Annotated in this window: 19 protein-coding genes; 9 read left to right on the top strand and 10 right to left on the bottom strand. The window is 62.0% G+C overall.

The genetic code is table 11. The features are described 5' to 3' along the window. Positions 1-107 precede the first annotated feature (107 nt). The 4 genes from thrC to AB8A38_RS16815 all read left to right on the top strand — a co-directional run bounded on the left by thrC (position 108) and on the right by AB8A38_RS16815 (position 4,274). Positions 108-1,523 (top strand): threonine synthase, encoded by a 1,416-nt coding sequence (gene thrC, locus AB8A38_RS16830; RefSeq protein ID WP_439086735.1) that lies wholly within the window; start codon positions 108-110, stop codon positions 1,521-1,523. Beyond that, complete coding sequence (locus tag AB8A38_RS16825; RefSeq protein WP_439086734.1) at positions 1,523-2,812, top strand: M16 family metallopeptidase; 1,290 nt, start codon at positions 1,523-1,525, stop codon at positions 2,810-2,812. Before thrC ends, AB8A38_RS16825 begins: the two co-directional genes overlap by 1 nt. A gap of 34 nt (positions 2,813-2,846) precedes the next feature. Continuing rightward, the gene (locus AB8A38_RS16820) at positions 2,847-3,434 is read left to right on the top strand and encodes a GNAT family N-acetyltransferase (RefSeq protein ID WP_315840334.1); all 588 of its coding nucleotides are present in this window, start codon (positions 2,847-2,849) and stop codon (positions 3,432-3,434) included. 153 nt (positions 3,435-3,587) lie between these two features. After that, on the top strand, positions 3,588-4,274 hold the full coding sequence (locus tag AB8A38_RS16815; protein ID WP_439086732.1) for a hypothetical protein: 687 nt from the start codon (positions 3,588-3,590) through the stop codon (positions 4,272-4,274). Between the two features lie 72 nt (positions 4,275-4,346). Here AB8A38_RS16815 and AB8A38_RS16810 read toward each other — a convergent pair whose 3' ends face one another. The 5 genes from AB8A38_RS16810 to AB8A38_RS16790 form a co-directional block, all read right to left on the bottom strand. After that, a complete protein-coding gene (locus AB8A38_RS16810) occupies positions 4,347-4,835 on the bottom strand; it encodes a F0F1 ATP synthase subunit B family protein (protein WP_068732624.1) in 489 nt (162 codons plus the stop codon). A gap of 4 nt (positions 4,836-4,839) precedes the next feature. After that, positions 4,840-5,409 carry a F0F1 ATP synthase subunit B family protein gene (locus tag AB8A38_RS16805; RefSeq protein WP_439086731.1) on the bottom strand — a complete coding sequence of 190 codons (570 nt, stop codon included), beginning with the start codon at positions 5,407-5,409 and terminating at the stop codon, positions 4,840-4,842. A gap of 62 nt (positions 5,410-5,471) precedes the next feature. Then, a complete protein-coding gene (locus AB8A38_RS16800; protein ID WP_068732626.1) occupies positions 5,472-5,699 on the bottom strand; it encodes a F0F1 ATP synthase subunit C in 228 nt (75 codons plus the stop codon). Positions 5,700-5,774: 75 nt separating this feature from the next. After that, the gene (locus AB8A38_RS16795; protein WP_439086730.1) at positions 5,775-6,524 is read right to left on the bottom strand and encodes a F0F1 ATP synthase subunit A; all 750 of its coding nucleotides are present in this window, start codon (positions 6,522-6,524) and stop codon (positions 5,775-5,777) included. A 104-nt stretch (positions 6,525-6,628) separates the two neighbouring features. Next, positions 6,629-7,006, bottom strand: a complete 378-nt coding sequence (locus AB8A38_RS16790; RefSeq protein ID WP_439086729.1) for an AtpZ/AtpI family protein — start codon at positions 7,004-7,006, stop codon at positions 6,629-6,631. 275 nt (positions 7,007-7,281) lie between these two features. On the opposite strand from AB8A38_RS16790, the gene AB8A38_RS16785 reads away from it, so the two are divergent. The 3 genes from AB8A38_RS16785 (at position 7,282) to AB8A38_RS16775 (ending at position 8,864) form a co-directional block, all read left to right on the top strand. Further along, the gene (locus AB8A38_RS16785; RefSeq protein WP_439086728.1) at positions 7,282-7,905 is read left to right on the top strand and encodes a 2-hydroxychromene-2-carboxylate isomerase; all 624 of its coding nucleotides are present in this window, start codon (positions 7,282-7,284) and stop codon (positions 7,903-7,905) included. A 98-nt stretch (positions 7,906-8,003) separates the two neighbouring features. Then, on the top strand, positions 8,004-8,498 hold the full coding sequence (locus tag AB8A38_RS16780; RefSeq protein WP_315840339.1) for a hypothetical protein: 495 nt from the start codon (positions 8,004-8,006) through the stop codon (positions 8,496-8,498). 144 nt (positions 8,499-8,642) lie between these two features. Further along, positions 8,643-8,864: a DUF6894 family protein gene (locus AB8A38_RS16775; protein ID WP_068732634.1), complete on the top strand. Its 222-nt coding sequence runs from the start codon at positions 8,643-8,645 to the stop codon at positions 8,862-8,864. Between the two features lie 15 nt (positions 8,865-8,879). On the opposite strand, the gene AB8A38_RS16770 is transcribed toward AB8A38_RS16775, so the two are convergent. Next, on the bottom strand, positions 8,880-9,041 hold the full coding sequence (locus AB8A38_RS16770) for a hypothetical protein (RefSeq protein WP_315840340.1): 162 nt from the start codon (positions 9,039-9,041) through the stop codon (positions 8,880-8,882). Between the two features lie 91 nt (positions 9,042-9,132). Here AB8A38_RS16770 and AB8A38_RS16765 point away from each other — a divergent pair, with 91 nt between their 5' ends. Continuing rightward, positions 9,133-9,603, top strand: coding sequence for a secondary thiamine-phosphate synthase enzyme YjbQ (locus AB8A38_RS16765; RefSeq protein WP_439086727.1), 471 nt, complete (start codon positions 9,133-9,135; stop codon positions 9,601-9,603). A 101-nt stretch (positions 9,604-9,704) separates the two neighbouring features. Here the strand turns inward: AB8A38_RS16765 and AB8A38_RS16760 are convergent, their stop codons facing one another. Further along, positions 9,705-11,357 (bottom strand): MFS transporter, encoded by a 1,653-nt coding sequence (locus AB8A38_RS16760; protein ID WP_439088543.1) that lies wholly within the window; start codon positions 11,355-11,357, stop codon positions 9,705-9,707. Positions 11,358-11,769: 412 nt separating this feature from the next. On the opposite strand from AB8A38_RS16760, the gene AB8A38_RS16755 reads away from it, so the two are divergent. Continuing rightward, positions 11,770-12,450 (top strand): response regulator transcription factor, encoded by a 681-nt coding sequence (locus tag AB8A38_RS16755; RefSeq protein ID WP_315840343.1) that lies wholly within the window; start codon positions 11,770-11,772, stop codon positions 12,448-12,450. Positions 12,451-12,570: 120 nt separating this feature from the next. Here the strand turns inward: AB8A38_RS16755 and AB8A38_RS16750 are convergent, their stop codons facing one another. From AB8A38_RS16750 to hemA, 3 genes are all read right to left on the bottom strand, one after another. Further along, positions 12,571-16,089, bottom strand: coding sequence for a hybrid sensor histidine kinase/response regulator (locus AB8A38_RS16750; protein WP_439086726.1), 3,519 nt, complete (start codon positions 16,087-16,089; stop codon positions 12,571-12,573). Between the two features lie 113 nt (positions 16,090-16,202). Continuing rightward, the gene (locus AB8A38_RS16745) at positions 16,203-16,532 is read right to left on the bottom strand and encodes a GlpM family protein (protein WP_068732644.1); all 330 of its coding nucleotides are present in this window, start codon (positions 16,530-16,532) and stop codon (positions 16,203-16,205) included. 162 nt (positions 16,533-16,694) lie between these two features. Then, positions 16,695-17,924, bottom strand: coding sequence for a 5-aminolevulinate synthase (gene hemA, locus AB8A38_RS16740; protein WP_089266846.1), 1,230 nt, complete (start codon positions 17,922-17,924; stop codon positions 16,695-16,697). Positions 17,925-17,937: the final 13 nt, after the last annotated feature.

Genomic DNA, 17,937 nt, shown 5'->3' with positions numbered 1-17,937 from the left:
CCTCGCCCGGCGAAACCCATTATGGTGCCCTTCGATTTCACGCGGCGTGAAGTTTTAACCCCATTATTATCAAAGGCTTGGCGGTTTCCGCGCCTTTGGAGGACGCCTTGACGACCTATATCTCGACGCGGGGAGAGGCCCCGAAACTCGGCTTTTGCGATGTCATGCTGACCGGGCTTGCCCGCGACGGCGGCCTCTACATTCCCGAGGTCTGGCCGCAGCTCTCGGCCGAGACCATCGCGTCGCTGTTTGGCCGGCCCTATTGGGAAGTCGCCGTCGAAGTGCTCCGGCCGTTCGTGGCCGGCGAGATTTCCGACGAGGATCTCGCGCGCATGGCCAATGAGGCCTATGCCACCTTCCGCCATCCCGCCGTGGTGCCGCTCGACCAGACCGCGCCGAACCAGTTCGTGCTCGAGCTGTTTCATGGCCCGACGCTGGCGTTCAAGGACGTCGCCATGCAGCTCATCGCGCGGTTGATGGATCACGTCCTCGCCAAGCGCAATGAGCGCACCACCATCGTGGTCGCTACGTCAGGCGACACCGGCGGTGCCGCCGTCGATGCATTCGCCGGCCGCGACAATGTCGATCTCGTCGTACTGTTCCCGAACGGCCGCATCTCCGACGTGCAGCGTCGCATGATGACCACGACCGGCGCGTCGAACGTCCATGCGCTCGCCGTCGAGGGCCATTTCGACGATTGCCAGGCGATCGTGAAGGGCCTGTTCAATCATCACAAGTTTCGTGACGCCGTGTCGCTGTCGGGTGTGAACTCGATCAACTGGGCACGTATCGTTGCGCAGGTGGTTTACTACTTCACCTCGGCAGTCGCCGTCGGGGCGCCTGCACGCAGCGTTGATTTCACGGTACCTACCGGCAATTTCGGCGACATCTTCGCAGGCTATGTGGCCAAGCGCATGGGCCTGCCGGTGCGCAAGCTGCGCGTCGCCGCCAACGTCAACGACATCCTCGATCGCACGCTCAAGACCGGCATCTACGAGGTGCGTGAGGTTCACGCTTCGTCGTCGCCGTCGATGGACATTCAGGTGTCGTCGAATTTCGAGCGCCTGCTGTTCGAAGCCTCCGGCCGCGATGCTGCGCTGGTGCGTGGCCTGATGGACTCGCTGAAACAGTCCGGTCGTTTCGTGCTGCCCGAGAAAGTGCTGACCGCGATCCGTGCCGATTTCGAATCCGGCCGCGCCGACGAGGACGAGACCTCTGCCGCCATTCGCGCGGCGTGGCGCGAAACCGGCGACCTCATCGATCCGCATACCGCCGTGGCATTGGCCGTCGCCGATCGCGACACCACCGAGATGCATGTGCCCAATGTCGTGCTGTCGACGGCGCATGCCGCGAAATTCCCTGATGCGGTCGAAGCCGCTTGCGGCGTGCGGCCGGCATTGCCGGTCTATCTGGAAGGGCTGATGACGAAGCCCGAGCATATTAAGGTCATGAAGAACGACCAAAGCGATATTGAGCAGTTCGTGCTGTCGGTCAGCCGCGCTGCGAAGCAAGGAGTGTCCTGATGACCGTCGAAGTTACCAAACTGCCTTCGGGCCTGACGGTCATCACCGATACCATGCCGCATCTGGAAACCGCAGCGCTCGGCGTCTGGACCGGCGTCGGTGGCCGCGATGAGAAGCCCAACGAGCACGGCATCTCGCATCTGCTCGAACACATGGCTTTCAAGGGCACCAAGAAGCGTTCGTCGCGCGAGATCGTCGAGGAGATCGAGGCGGTCGGCGGCGATCTCAATGCCGCCACGTCGACGGAAACCACGGCCTATTATGCTCGCGTGATGAAGGCCGATGTGCCGCTGGCGCTCGATGTGCTCTCGGACATTCTCGCCAATCCCACTTTCGTGCCGGACGAGCTGGAGCGCGAGAAGAGCGTGATCGTGCAGGAGATCGGCGCGGCGCAGGACACGCCGGACGATGTCGTGTTCGAACATCTCAACGAGCTCTGCTATCCCGACCAGCCGATGGGCCGCTCGCTTCTGGGCACCGCCAAGACGCTGAAGGGCTTCGACCGCGACATGCTGCAGAGCTACCTGTCCACGCATTATCGCGGGCCGGACATGGTGGTGGCTGCGGCCGGCGCCGTGAATCATCGTCAGGTCGTGCATGAAGCCGCCGATCGCTTTTCCAGCTTCGAAGGCACCGCAGCCCCGAAGCCGCAGCCGGCGATGTTCGGCAAGGGCGGCTCCCGCGTGGTCAATCGCGATCTCGAACAGGCGCATCTGACGCTGGCGCTGGAAGGTCTGCCGCAGTCGGACCTGTCGCTGTTCAGCCTGCAGGTCTTCACCAACATTCTCGGTGGCGGCATGTCCTCGCGGCTGTTCCAGGAAGTGCGCGAGAAGCGCGCCCTCTGCTATTCGATCTACACCTTCCACGCGCCCTATACCGACACCGGCTTCTTCGGTCTCTATACCGGCACCGATCCGACCGATGCACCGGAGATGATGGAAGTCATCGTCGATGTCATCAACGAGTCGGTCGAGACGTTGACCGAAGCCGAAATCGCGCGCGCCAAGGCGCAGATGAAGGCCGGTCTGCTGATGGCGCTGGAGAGCTGCAGCTCGCGTGCCGAACAGCTGGCGCGGCACATGCTGGCCTATGGCCGTCCGCTCACCGTGGAAGAGCTCGTCCAGCGCATCGATGATGTCAGCGTGGAATCGACCCGTAATGTCGCCCGTGGCTTGCTGACGCGCAGCCGCCCGGCCGTGGCGGCGCTCGGCAGCGGCCGGGGGCTGGACACGGCGGTGGCTTTTGCGGAAGGATTGACCCGCGCCAAGGACAAGAGCCTGCTTCACTAGGCAGGTGAGGTCCGAGGCATCAGGGAGCGAGCCTATGGCCCTGTTTCGTTTGCCATCGAGCATGCCGGCGGCGCTGGCGCCGCGCGGCTACGGCGTTGCATTGCGCGCGCCCGTGATGAGCGATTTTCCGCAATGGGCCGATCTGCGAGAGCTGAGCCGGGGTTATCTCACGCCGTGGGAGCCGATCTGGCCGTCAGACGACCTGACGCGCTCCGGCTTTCGCCGCCGGCTGCGCCGCTATGCCGACGATGCGGCGGCCGATCGTGCCTATCCCTTTCTGGTGTTTCGCGAGTCCGATGGCACGCTGCTGGGCGGCGTGACGCTCGCCAATGTGCGCCGGGGCATCGTCCAGGCCGGCACCATCGGCTACTGGGTCGGCCAGCCGTATACCGGGCAGGGCGTTATGACCGCGGCGCTGCGGGTGCTATTGCCGACCTTGTTTGGCGAGTTGAACCTGCACCGCATCGAGGCGGCCTGCATTCCCACCAACCTGCCGTCGGTGCGGGTGCTGGAGAAATGCGGCTTTTCGCGCGAGGGATTGGCGCGGCGTTATCTCTGCATCAATGGCATCTGGCAGGATCACCTGCTTTACGGCATGCTGCATGAGGACTTCCGCGGGTAGTCGTGCTGCAACGCGATGTCCGGATGTGGCGCAATGGCGCGCATCTGTCCTCTCTCAAGCGCCTTGGGTTCGCCGCCATTGCGCTGTTATAAGGCCCTGCGCACGCCTTGGGCGGGGCTGCGCAACGACTGAATTTCCGGGGATATCTTCAAAATGCGCAACATTCGTTCGATGCCGATCAGCGGCCGCACCGGCGCGCTCCGCGGCCTGCTGGTGATCACGGCAGCAAGCCTGACACTGGCCGGGTGCGGCGGCGGCAGCATGTTCGGCGGCGGGTCGCCGAGCAGCAGCGGCGGCGGCAGCCCGTCGATGACCGATCGCTTCACCCAGTTGTTCTCAGGCAAGTCCACCGAGGTCGGCGCGCCGCAGTCGCCGCAGACCGATGAGAACGATCTGACCTGCCCGAGCGTCAGCATCCGGCCGGGCGCCTCGACCTATGCGGTCGGTGCTGCAGGCAAGCCCGCGGTCGGTAACGATCTGGCCTTCCAGGCCACCATCACCCGGACGGCGCGCTCCTGCGATCTCAATGCCGGTCAGATCTCGGTCAAGCTCGGCATCCAGGGCCGCGTCATCGTCGGGCCGGCCGGCGCGCCTGCGGCGGTTGATGTGCCGCTGCGTGTCGCCGTGGTGCAGGAAGGCGTGACGCCGAAGACCATTGCCACCAAGGTGTTCCAGACCACCGTGCAACTCGGCAGCGAGACCAGCGTGCCGTTCAGCCTGGTCGGCGAGGATCTCGTCTATCCGGTGCCGACGGGCACTGCAGGCGATTCCTACATCTTCTATATCGGCTTCGATCCGCAGGCCCTGAAATCGCAGGCGCCCGCACGCAAGCGGCGCTAAGGGGTTATCCGAGCCAACAAAAAAGCCGGCGCGATCATCTCGTGCCGGCTTTTTCAGTTTGAAGTCTTTCGCTTAGTTCAGCTTGGAGCGAACCTCGCCGATACCCTTGGCGATCAGGTCGTCGGCCACCGAGCCCTTTACGGACTGCGACAGCACCGAGGCTGCGGCATTCACTGCGGCTTCGGCTGCGGCTGCGCGAACGTCTGCGATAGCCTGGGCTTCCGCCATTGCGATCTTGCCCTCTGCGCTCTTGGTGCGGCGAGCGACAAAATCTTCCATCTTGGTCTTGGCTTCCGCGGCAATGCGCTCGGCCTCTTCCTTGGCAGAAGTGATGATGTCCTGCGCTTCGCGCTCGGCCGCTGCATGACGCTTCTTGTAGTCTGCGAGCAGCGCGGCGGCTTCATCACGCAGGCGACGGGCGTCGTCGAGTTCCTGCTTGATGCGGACGCTGCGGTGGTCGAGCGCCGTCAGGATGGTGCGGTGAATACCGAACCAGCCGAAAACCGCCATCAGAAGGACAAAAGCGACGGCGACCCAGAATTCAGCTTGAAGTCCGAACATCCGTTTATCCTTTCAGCGACGCGTCGAGCGCGGCGTTGACGGCGCCTGCATCCGGGCTGATGCCCGTCAGGCGTTCGACGATCGCCGAGGCCGTGTCCGCAGCAATGCTGCGCACATTGCCCATCGCCGTTGCGCGGGTGGTGGCAATGGTCTGCTCCGCCGCAGCAAGCTTGCTGGCAAGGCTCTCTTCGAGCTTCGCCTTGGCGGCTTCCTGTTCTGCATTGAGCTTCTCACGAACCTCGGTCGCCATCGCCTGCGCCTTGGCGCGGGCATTGGCGAGTTCGGTTTCGTAAGCCTTCAATGCAGCGTCGGAATCGCCCTTGAGCTTGGCGGCTTCGTTCAGGTCCGTATCGAGAACCTGCTGACGGGCCGCAAGCACGCCGCCGACGCGGGGCAGCGCCAGACGCGACACGATCAGATAGAGCAAGCCGAACGCGATCGCGAACGACACCAGCTGTGAAGCGAAGGTGTTGCTCTCGAACGGCGGAAACGACGCCTTGTGACCACCGTCTGCCGCAGTGTGTGCGGCAGTCCCGTGATCGGCGCCCTTGGATTTGCCCTGACCTTCAGCCACAGCAGTCTCCTTATCGATCGGAAGCGCTCCAGGACGGAGCGGCAACCGGATCCGTTTTCAGCTTAGACGGCGAACAGCAGCAGCAGCGCGATCAGCAGCGAGAAGATGCCGAGCGCTTCGGTCACGGCGAAGCCGAAGATCAGGTTAGCGAACTGGCCCTGGGAAGCCGACGGATTGCGGAGCGCACCGTTGAGGAACTGGCTGAAGATCATGCCGACGCCGATGCCAGCGCCACCCATGCCGAGACAAGCAATGCCGGCGCCGATGTACTTCGCTGCGATGGGATCCATAGTAAAACTCCTTCTTGGGATAGGGATTAAGACGGTTGAGGGATGGAATTCCCCAGGTCACTTAGAGAATAGTGGTTAGTGGCCCGGATGAAGTGCGTCGTTGAGATAGATGCAGGTCAGGATCGTGAACACATAGGCCTGCAGGAAGGCGACCAGCAGCTCCAGCGCGGTCAGCGCGGTGGTCATGGCCAGCGGCAGCACCGAACCGAAAATGCCGAGTGCGCCGAGTGCGCTGAGCGAGGTCACGAAGCCGGCAAAAACCTTCAGCGTGATGTGGCCGGCCAGCATGTTGGCGAACAGACGAACCGAATGCGACACCGGGCGGGACAGGAACGAGATCACCTCGATCACCGTGACCAGCGGTAGGATGTAAATCGGAATACCGTGCGGCACGAACAGCTTGAAAAAGCCGAGACCGTTTTTGTAGAGGCCGTAGAGCAGCACGGTCAGGAACACCATCAATGCCAGCGCGACGGCGACGATCAGATGGCTGGTGACGGTGAAGGTATAGGGGATGATGCCGATCAGATTCGCCGTCAGGATGAACATGAACAGCGAGAACACGAACGGGAAGAACTTCATCCCTTCTTCGCCGATGCTACTGCGCACCGTATTCGAGACGAATTCGTAGGACAGCTCGGCGACCGACTGGAAACGGCTCGGGATCAGCGCACGTCCGGCGCTGCCGCCGATCATCAGCAGCGACACGACGGCGACGGCGCCGAACATATAGGCCGATGAGTTGGTGAAGGCGATTTCCTGATTGCCGATATGGCCCAGGGTGAAGATCTTGTGGATCTCAAATTGATGGATCGGATCGGCCATCCACGTCGGTCTTTCAATTCGGCCGGAACGTCCGGCGTTTCCTTGCCGGACAGCCGGCACTCAAATGCTGCGCCAACGACGCAAAGGTCTTGGGCGCGAATTTCTTATTCCGCTTTTTTCCCGACACCAGCCGAGCGCATCACGTTCATCACGCCGGCGACGAAGCCGAGCAGCATGAGAACAATCAGCCCCCACGGCGATGTCGACAGCAAACGATCGAAGCCCCAGCCCAGAATCGTTCCGACGACGACGCCCGCGACCAGTTCCGAAGAAAGACGGAGACCCACCGCCATGGCCGATGCCCTGGACTGCGCGTTTCCGCTTCCAGTTTCGGATTGGTCAGTCTGGAGTTTGCGCTCATCCTGAAGTTTGGACAGACGCTGATTCAGACTTCCGAGCCTTGCGGAAAGCGCAGCCTCATCGGGAGACGATTTGCTATCGTTTCCGCGTTCACTGTCATCGTCCCGTGTGCCGTTCGTCATGCTTGCGACACTCGAAATAACGCTGCAAATGCTGGAAATAACGCCCCGTCACCCTTCAAAGCCGGGCGGACCATACTTAGCGCATCTTGCCAAGTCAAGATTCGCTGATCGCCTGTTAGTGCTTTGATTCATTTGATTTTATTGGCGAAATTCGAATCCCGCTGCGCGGGATCGCCGCAGCGCAAGAATGACTTTCGAGGTGATCTATCTTGCACGGCGCAGGGCGCTCTGTTGGAGTACCGCAGAGTTTGAAAATGCCCCTGCCGGAGCCCGGAATGTCTCAAGAGATCGACTACTATTTTTCGCTGCCATCGCCCTGGGCCTATATCGGCCACACGCTCTTTCGCGATCTCGTAAGTACTTATGATCTCAAGGTGAATCATAAACCGGTATTTCTCGGCGAGCTGTTTTCGGAAACCGGCGGCCTGCCGCTCGGCAAGCGTCATCCGGTGCGGCAGCGCTATCGGATGCTTGAATTGCAGCGCTGGCGCGACAAGCGCGGTCTCGATTTCCATCTGCAGCCGAAGAACTGGCCATTCGATGGCCGGCTCGCCGATGGTCTGGTGATCGCGGCGATCGAGGCCGGACACGATCCGGACCCGTTCCTGCGCCGCGCATTTCCTGCGGTCTGGGAAGGTCAGCTCAATCTCGGCGACGTAGCCGTGCTGACCAGGCTGGCGGATGATTCGGGGCTGCCGGGCGCGCAACTGCTAGAGCGCGCGGCGTCCAGCGATGTGGCTGCGAAATACGAACAGAACCGTCAGGAGGCGATTGCGGCTGACGTGTTCGGCTCGCCGGCCTATGTGCTCAACGGTGAAGTATTTTGGGGGCAGGACCGGCTCGAATTGCTGGCTGATGCGTTGAAGGCAAAGCGAGCGCCTTTCAAATCTCAAATCTGAGCACATCTGAGAGTAAAGGCGGCTATCGCCCCGAACTCGCAACGCGGAGCATCTCCATGAAGAATGCTGTGATGCGTTTTGCCTCCCCCGGACAGCCCATGCGGTACGCCGCGCGGGTTGGCGCGGTGCTGATGACCGGGATTGTCAGTGCGTCTGCGCAGGCGCTCCCGGATATCGAGAATGGCCGTTATTCACTGTCGCCGATCGCTGAAGGCGTCATCCGCCTGGATACCCGCACCGGCACAGTTTCGACCTGCACGGATAAGGGATCGGGCTGGGCCTGCTATGTCTTGCCGGACGAACGGGCCGCGCTCGATACCGAAATCGGGCGGTTACAGAAGGACAACGACAAGCTGAAGGCGGAGCTTGCCCAGCGCGGTCCAGCCGTCGCCGGCAAGACCGATGAAGCGCTCCCGAAACAGGATTCGCTAAAGCCCGGGAAGTCAGGGAGTGCGGATGGCGAGAGGAAGATCGAGATTCCGCTGCCGAGCGAACGCGATGTCGATCGGGTCATGGCCTTTGTCGAAAACGCGTGGCGTCGCCTTGTCGACATGGCCAGCCGCATCCAGCGCGATTCCAGCGGGAAGATCTGAGCGCTGCCAGTTGCGCTACGGATGGCGGTGCCCACATCGTTGATTGATATGCGCGGGGCCTTTTGCCGCGATATCGAGAATAGTTCAGCACAAGCAGACAGGAGCCAAATCGTACATTTTTTCGACTCAAGGGAGGCCACTTTGATGCCGAGATTTTATTTCGATCTGGTTGACGGGACGACCGTGCCCGACGCTTCCGGGCAGATTTTGCGCAATGAATTGCTGGCCGCCGAGGTCGCCGACAAGCTCGCAGGCGATATTTACAAGATCAGGCCCGAACTCCGCGGCAAGCACTTCGCCATTTCCGTCCGCAACGAGGAAGGCGATGAAATTCACCGCGCAGACGTGGTTAGCTCCGACGATTAACGCAGTGCGCAGCTCTTATTTGCGGTCGAGCCCGATATCGTCGCCGTCGCCATGGATGGTGTCGCGATCGGCTTGATCGGTCTTGTCTGCGTCCTTGATGACAGCTTTCTCTTGTGCGCGCTGTTCGTCCTTGCGTGGACCCGGCCCCGGAATGTCCCTTGATGTTTTAGGCTTCATGGCGTTTTCCCTTGTTCATCCTGATTGAAGTGGGAACGCCATATGCGCGTTTTGGTTCATCAGAAGATCCACCAGTCGAAAGGTTAGCGTCGTGACATCTGCCAGATCCATCACGCACAGCGCGCCGTCTGCAGTTCGCATCGAAACTGTCGTGTCGTCGCTGCTGACTGTGCAGACATCCGGTACCGGCTTCATTGATATCACCCGCGAGGTCGGCAAATTCCTGAGCGAGATCGGTGCCCGTGAAGGTGCGTTGACGCTGTTCATCCGCCACACCTCCGCGTCGCTCACCATTCAGGAAAACGCCGATCCTTCCGTGCTGGTCGATCTCATGACAACGCTCGAGCGCCTCGCGCCGCAGGATTTTAACTGGACGCACGACACGGAGGGTCCCGACGACATGCCGGCGCATGTTCGTACCATGCTGACCGCAACCTCGCTGCACATCCCCGTTCTGTCAGGTAAGCTCGCGCTTGGAACCTGGCAGGGCATTTATCTGATCGAACACCGCGCCCGCCCGCATCGCCGCGAGGTGGTGCTGCAGTTCGTCGGCGCGACCTGACGCTCGCAGATCTGCCGAAACAAAAAAAAGGCCGCGGATTGCTCCGCGGCCGATTTGTCGTCGTGGTGTCCGCCGGCAGCTTGGCTGCCGGCGGGGAGAGATTAGTTCGCGCCGATATCGACGTCCTTGGTCTCCGGCAGGAAGAAGAAGCCGATGACCACGGTGATCGCCGCGAAGATGATCGGGTACCACAAGCCGGCATAGATATCGCCGGTCGAGGCCACGATGGCGAAGGCGGTCGCCGGGAGAAGTCCGCCGAACCAGCCGTTGCCGATGTGGTAGGGCAGCGACATCGAGGTGTAGCGGATCTTGGTCGGGAACAGTTCGACCAGCATTGCCGCGATCGGCCCGTAGACCATGGTCACGAACAGCACGAGGACGAACAGCAGTCCGATCACCGCCGCGACCTGCGGACGGAAGATATCGAACGGATGCGCCATCTTCACGATCTGCGCGTCGCCCGCCTTGGGATAGCCCGCCGCCTGAACCGCTGCGAGAACCTGCGGGTTTGACGCCGCCGCTGCGGTGTAGGGCACGTCCTTGCCGTTGACGACGACCTTCACGCCGGAGCCTGCCGCACCGTAGGCGGTCGAGTACTTGACCGACGACTGGGCCAGATAGGCGCGGGCCGTGTCGCAAGGCGTGGAGAACACGCGGGTGCCGACCGGGTTGAACAGATCGCCGCACAGCGCGGGATCCGAAACGACTTCCACCTTCACCGTCTCGATCGCCTTTTCCAGCGTGGGGTTGGCGTTGGTGGTGATCATCCGGAAGATCGGGAAGAAGGTCAGCGCTGCGATCAGGCAGCCTGCCAGAATGATCGGCTTGCGGCCGATCTTGTCGGACAGGGCGCCCCAGAACACGAAGAAGCCGGTTCCGAGCAGCAGCGACCACGCGATCAGGAGGTTCGCGGTGTAGCCGTCGACCTTGAGGATCGATTGCATGAAGAACAGCGCGTAGAACTGGCCGGTGTACCAGACCACGCCCTGGCCCATCACGCCGCCGAACAGTGCGATCAGCACGATCTTGGCGTTGCTCCAGTTGCCGAAGGCTTCGGTCAGCGGAGCCTTGGAGCCCTTGCCTTCGTCCTTCATCTTCTGGAACACGGGCGATTCATTCAGGCGCAGACGGATCCAGACCGAGATGCCGAGCAGAACCACCGAGACCAGGAACGGAATACGCCAGCCCCAGGCGGCGAATTCGCCCTCGCCCAGCGCCGACCGCGTGAACAGGATCACGAGCAGCGACAGGAACAGGCCGAGTGTGGCGGTGGTCTGAATGAACGATGTGTAGTAACCGCGCTTGCCGGGCGGCGAATGTTCCGCCACGTAAGTCGCCGCGCCGCCATACTCGCCGCCGAGCGCAAGGCCCTGTAGCAGGCGCAGGCCGATCAGGATGATCGGAGCCGCGATGCCGATGGTCGCTGCGTTAGGCAGGATGCCGACGATGAAGGTCGACAGGCCCATGATGAGGATGGTGACGAGGAACGTGTATTTGCGGCCGACGATGTCGCCGACGCGTCCGAACACGATGGCGCCAAACGGACGAACGATGAAGCCCGCGGCGAATGCCAGCAGCGCGAAGATGTCGCGTGTGGCCTGATTGAACATCGGCAGCTTGGTGGCGGGATCGATCACGCCGAAGAACTGCGCGCCGATGATGCCGGCCAGCGAGCCGAACAGGTAGAAGTCATACCATTCGAAAACAGTGCCGAGCGATGACGCGAAGATGACGAAGCGTTCGTCCTTCGTCATCCCCTGGGCTTTCGCCGATGTTGCTGCGATGGTGGACATGTTTGAATCGCTCCCCAAATCCGTTGCAAAATTTATTGTGGCTTCTCGCTCGCTGCGCCGAACTTCTGTCGGCTCATTGCAGAGAACTTCGATGCAAAAGGTAGCATTGCGGGGAAATGCGACCCAATACGACTTTAGGCCGTGCGCAAGGGGGCTGTGCGCAGACGTCGCAGTGGCGAAACCGTCCTTCCCGACGTGCGCGTGCATATGAAATATTGCGGCGCACAATGGTCCCTGTTCACCAATTTACCGCGTGGCAGCATTGGACGCTTGCAAGACGTTGTCGCGCGGGGGACACTTGTGGCGAAATGCGCTTTTGCGCGTCGTCTCAACGCGGTCGCTGGTTTGCCGCAAGATTTTTACATGGATTTTGATGACCGTTATCGCTCCCTCGCGCCTCATTATTGCCGACGATCATCCGTTGTTCCGCGGTGCATTGCGGCAGGCGGTCAGCAGTGTGCTGCCGACGACCACGGTCGATGAAGCCGGTACGTTCGAGGATCTGACCAAGCTGCTGGAACAGGACTCCGACGTCGATCTGATCTTGCTCGATCTGTCGATGCCGGGGATCAGAGGCTTCTCGGGGCTGATTTACCTCCGAGCACAGTATCCCGCAATTCCGGTGGTCATTGTCTCGGCCAGCGACGATGTCGGCACGATCCGCCAATCGCTGGACTTTGGTGCGTCCGGTTTCATTCCAAAGCGTTTCGGGGTCGATACGCTGCGCGATGCCATCGTGAAGGTGATGGACGGCGACGTCTGGGTTCCGCCGGACGTCGACATGTCCGCAGCGGCCGATCCGGAAATGAGTAAACTGCGCGATCGGCTGGTGACGCTGACGCCGCAGCAGGTCCGCGTGCTGATGATGCTGTCGGAAGGGCTCCTCAACAAGCAGATCGCCTATGAGCTTGGCGTGTCCGAGGCGACCATCAAGGCGCATGTCTCGGCGATCCTGCAGAAGCTCGGTGTCGAGAGCCGCACGCAGGCTGTCATCGCTGCCGCGAAGATCGCTGGCGGCCAGTGGCGCCAGGGCGAACAGACCCCGCAGCAGTAGCGATATCGCTCCGGCCTCATGGTGAGGAGGCGCACTTGCGCCGTCTCGAACCATGAAATGCTAAGACACCATCCTTCGAGACGCGACGAAGATGTCGCTCCTCAGGATGAGGGCAGAGCCCTACTCCGCCGCGATCATCTGCTGCGTGCGCCATTGCCCGAGCAGAGCGCGCAGCGACGCCGGCTTCACCGGCTTGTTCAGCACAGCGATCTTGTCCTGGCGCGCGGCGGACTGCACATGCGGGCTGCGGTCGGCGGTGATCAGGATGGCCGGGATCTCCTTGCCGAAACGGTTGCGGATTTCCCGGATCGCGGCGACGCCGTTGCCGCGGTCGAGATGGTAATCGACCAGCAAGCCCGTGAGGCGTCGGCCTGAGGCCTGGATTTCGGCAATCGCGTTCATCGCGGCTTCCGGATCAGCGACTGCGATGACCTCGGCTCCCCAGGCCTGCAGCAGCGTCTTCATGCCATCGAGAATCGCCATGTCGTTCTCGATACAGACAACGAGCGTGCCCGACATCGGTGACTTCGACAGCGGTGTTGCGCTGGTGACCGCGGTGGTGTGATTGATCGCCTTGGCCACCGGCACCGTCACCGAGAAGAACGAGCCGCCGCTGCGATTGGAATCCAGCGCGATGCCGTGATTGAGCACATGCGCGAGACGTTTGACAATCGACAGACCGAGCCCGAGCCCACGCGCGATCCGCGCGCCCTGTTCGAGCCGGTGAAATTCTTTGAAGATCTCGCCACGCTTGAGGATCGGAATGCCGACACCGGTATCGTAGATGCCAATCTGCAAGGCCTTGCCGCGGCGCCGGCAGCCGACCAGCACGCGGCCATGCGGCGTGTATTTGATCGCGTTCGAGATCAGGTTCTGCAGCAGACGCCGCAGCATCAGGCGATCGGATTCGACGGGCAGTGAGCACGGCACGAATGTGAGCTTCACGCCGCGGGCGTGCGCGATCGGTGCATATTCGATCTCGAGTGAGCGCATCAGGTCGCCGATGCGGAAACTCGAAATCGCAGGGCTCATGGCGCCCGCATCCAGGCGCGAAATGTCGAGCAGGGCGCCGAGGATTTCCTCGATGGCCTCCAGCGAGTCGTCGATATTCTCGACCAGCCGCGCATCCTCGCCGCCGCTTTTTCGTTCGACCAGGCTGGTGACGTAGAGCCGTGCGGCGTTAAGCGGCTGCAGAATGTCGTGGCTGGCAGCGGCCAGAAAGCGGGTCTTCGAGATATTGGCGTCTTCCGCGGTGCTCTTGGCGAGCGCCAATTCGGAATTCAGTCGCGTCAGTTCCTCGGTGCGGTCGCGGACGCGTTTTTCGAGCGTGGCATTGGCGCGCTCCAGCGCCTCTGCTGCCTCGAAGCTGGGCGTGACGTCGGAGAAGGTCAGCACGAGCCCGCCATCCGGCATCTTGTTGGTACGCACTTCGATGACGATCTGGCGGTCCTGAAGACGTTCAAGATAAGGCTCACCCTCAGTCGTGTAGGCAGCCAGCCGCGCCTGTGTCAGGGTTTCGCTGTCGCCGTAAGGCGATGCGCTCTGGATGCCGATGAACTCCAGAATCTCGCGCAGCGGAATGCCGATCTGTACGATCTGCGGTGGCAGGCCGAGCAGTTCGCCGAACTGCCGGTTGGAGACGATCAGCTGCAGGTCGGGGTTAAAGACGGCGATGCCCTGGCGGACGTGATTGAGCGCGGTCTGCAGGATCTCGCGATTGAAATGCAGCGCCGCATGCGAATCGTCGAGCAGCTTCAGGGCCGCCTTGGCCGACACCGTGCGCTTGCGCAGCAGTAGCGACATCACCACGCGGGACGAGGCTGCGCCGATCGATGATGCGATCAGATATTCTGCGTGTTGCAGCAGTTCGAAATCCGCAGGCGCAGCCGGATCGAGATCGACACGGCGACGGGTGGCGAAAGCATCGAAGGATTCGCGCGCGCGGTCCGGGCCGAGATATTGGGTCACGGTGCTGAGGATATCCTGCACCGTCACCGTGGTCCGCCAGCGCCGGAACGCCGGTGTGATCGGCGCCAGCGTGTTGGGTACGAAGACATCGGCCTGCAGTCGTTCGATCGACGACGGGGCCCGCATCAGCGACAGCACGATATAGGTCAGGATATTGAGCGATAGGCTCCAGAGCGTGCCGTGCAGCAGCGGCGGTAGTTCGGTGCCAAGCAGGTCCTGCGGCCGCAACGCCTCGATGCCGAAGGGGCCGTGCTGCAGGAACAGGACGCCTGCTGTGCTGCCTTCAAGGAAGCTCGGGATGAACAGCGTATAGGCCCAGACGATGAAGCCGACCACCATGCCACCCATGGCGCCGCGGGCGGTCGCGCGCCGCCAGATCAGCCCGCCGAAGAAGGCTGGAGCGAGTTGCGCGATGGCGGCAAATGACAGCAGGCCGATGGCGGCCAGTTGCGTATTGCCGAGCGCGCGGAAATAGAAATAGGCCATCACCATGATGGCGAAGATCGAGAAGCGCCGCGCCTTGAGCAGGAAGTTGCCGAAGTCGGTCTGCTCATTCTGCGTCTGCGGTCCGCGCCGCAAGACCAGTGGCAACACGATATCGTTGGACACCATGATGGCCAGCGCAACGCATTCGACGATCACCATCGCGGTGGCAGCCGATAAGCCGCCGATGAACACCGCCATGCTGAGTGCGCTGGAGCCGGCTTCGATCGGCAGCGCCAGCACATACATGTCGCTGTCGACGGCGCCGAACGGAAAGGTCACGAGGCCGGCCAGGGCGATCGGAATGACGAACAGGTTGATGGCGATCAGATAGGTGGGAAACAGCCAGCGCGCGCGGCTCACTTCGGAGTCGCTGGAATTCTCGACGACGCTGACGTGGAACTGCCGGGGCAGCAGCATGATGGCGCAGAACGACAGCAGCACCATCGTGAGGAAATTGCCGAACGACGGCACATAGTTGATGGCGCGCATCGCCTCTGGCGTCTTCATCGCGCGCTCGACCAGCTCCGAGGGGCCGAACATCCAGAATGTCACGAAGGCGCCGGCGATGATGAACACCACCAGTTTGACGATGGATTCGGTAGCCACGGCGAGCATCAGGCCGTGCTGATGTTCGGTCGCATTGGTCTGCCTTGTGCCGAACAGCACGGCGAACATTGCCATGGCCAGCGTTACGACCAGTGCCATGTCGCCGACGATGGGAACGCCGGCAATGGCCTTGTCTTCGCCGAGGATGGTTTCCAGCGACGACGCCACGGCTTTCAGCTGCAGCGCGATGTACGGAACCGACCCGATGATGGCGATCACGGCCACGGTGGCGGCGACGGCCTGGCTCTTGCCGTAACGTGCGGCGATGAAGTCGGCGATCGAGGTGATGTTCTGGGTCTTGGCGAGATGGATTACACGCCGCAGCACGGGCGAGAAGAACGCAAAGAACAGGATCGGGCCGACATAGATCGCGAGGAAATCCACGCTGGTCCGGCTCGCTACGCCGACCGAGCCGAAGAACGTCCATGACGTGCAATAGATCGCCAGCGACAGCGGATAGATGACGGCCTTGGCGCGGCCGCTCTGGAACAGCGCGATTCGGTCGCCATAGCTGGCGACGCAAAACAGAAATCCGATGTAGCAGAGGGCGGCAACAATCACGCCCCAGTCGTGCAGCATCGTGCGTGCTCCCTTTGGCGGGCGCAAGCCCGTCCGTCGGGCGAAAATCTAGCTGGTTGCGCCGGTGCAGGCGACAGGGATTTGGCCGGACGCCGGGGAATGCCGGATCGTCGTTAAATCCAGCGCGGGCCGAAAAAGGCGATCAGGATAATGAACAGCCACGCGGTCACGCCGGCCAGCAGAGCGAGGCGGTAATCGAACGTGCCGACCGTGAGATAGCAGATGCCGAGAAAAGCGAGATAGGCCGGAATGGTCTTCGCACCGGCCATGCAGGCTTCCCGGAAGCCCGCGCTGTCGCCTTTTGCGCCGACGATGAGAAGCGCAATGATCGCAAAGGTCGGAAACAACGGCAGAATGCCGGGCAGCGTGTTGCCCCGTTTGGACAACCAGGCAATCAGGGCGGTGAGCAGTCCGCCGAGAATACCTTTCCAGATGATGTCCAAGGGAGGAATGTCCTGTTGATGAGCCGCAACAAGCTCTACCCTCATCCTGAGGAGCGCGCAAAGCGCGCGTCTCGAAGGATGGCCGCAGGCTAGGAGCTATGCGATCTCATGGTTCGAGACGGCGCTTCGCGCCTCCTCACCATGAGGGGTAGAGTAGAGCGGCTACTCCGCTGCCAGCGCCTTGGTGCGCAGGGGCAGGCCGAGTTCATCCCACACCTGCAGCAGCGATTCTGCGAGATGATCGATCAGCACGTCGTCGTGATAGGGCGACGGCGTGATGCGGAGGCGCTCGGCGCCCTTGGCGACGGTCGGATAGTTGATCGGCTGGATGTAGATGCCGTGATCTTCGAGCAGCAGATCGCAGGCCTTCTTGCAAAGTTCGGCATCGCCGACGAACACCGGCACGATATGGGTGTCGGTGGACATCACCGGAATGCCGGCCGCGGTGAGGATCGCCTTGACCCGCGCAGCGCGGTCCTGATGGCGTTCGCGTTCCCAGCTCGAGCTCTTCAGGTGCTTGATCGCCGCGGTCGCGGCCGAGCAGATCGCCGGCGGCAATGCGGTGGTGAAGATAAAGCCCGGCGCATAGGAGCGCACGGCGTCTACAATGTCCTTGTTTGCTGCGATATAGCCGCCGAGGCAGCCATAGGCTTTGGCGAGCGTGCCTTCGAGCACGTCGATGCGATGCATCACGCCGTCGCGCTCGGCGATGCCGCCGCCGCGCGGACCATACATGCCGACCGCATGGACTTCATCCACATAGGTCATCGCGCCATAGCGCTCGGCGAGATCACAGATCGCAGCCAGCGGCGCGACGTCGCCGTCCATCGAATACAGGCTCTCACAAGCGATCAGCTTCGGACGCGCGGGGTCGGCGGCCTTCAGCAGTTCCTCGAGATGCGCGACGTCGTTATGGCGGAACACAACGCGGTCGCAGCCGGCCTGCCGGATGCCTTCGATCATCGAGTTATGATTCAGCGCGTCGGACAGGATCAGGCAATTCGGCATCAGCTTGGCGAGCGTGGAAATGCCGGTCTGGTTCGAGACATAGCCCGAGGTGAAGAGCAGTGCCGCCTGCTTGCCGTGGAGGTCGGCGAGTTCTTCCTCGAGCTGCACCAGCGGATGATGGGTGCCTGCGATATTGCGGGTGCCGCCGGCGCCGGTGCCGACGCGGGTCGCGGTTTCGACCATGGCACCGACCACTTTCGGGTGTTGGCCCATGCCGAGGTAGTCGTTGGAGCACCAGATCACGACATTGCGTGGGCCTTGGGGCGTGTGCCAGACCGCATGCGGGAACCGGCCGGCAATGCGCTCGAGATCGGCGAAGACACGATAGCGGCGCTCGTCATGCAAACGATTGAGCGCGTCACTGAAGAACTTGCTGTAATCCATCGCAAAAGACCCA

The sequence above is a fragment of the Tardiphaga sp. 839_C3_N1_4 genome, from assembly GCF_051811045.1.
Classification (GTDB): domain Bacteria; phylum Pseudomonadota; class Alphaproteobacteria; order Rhizobiales; family Xanthobacteraceae; genus Tardiphaga.
Note: the sequence above shows the minus strand (reverse complement) of the source record. Positions and strands in the feature narration are given on the sequence as shown.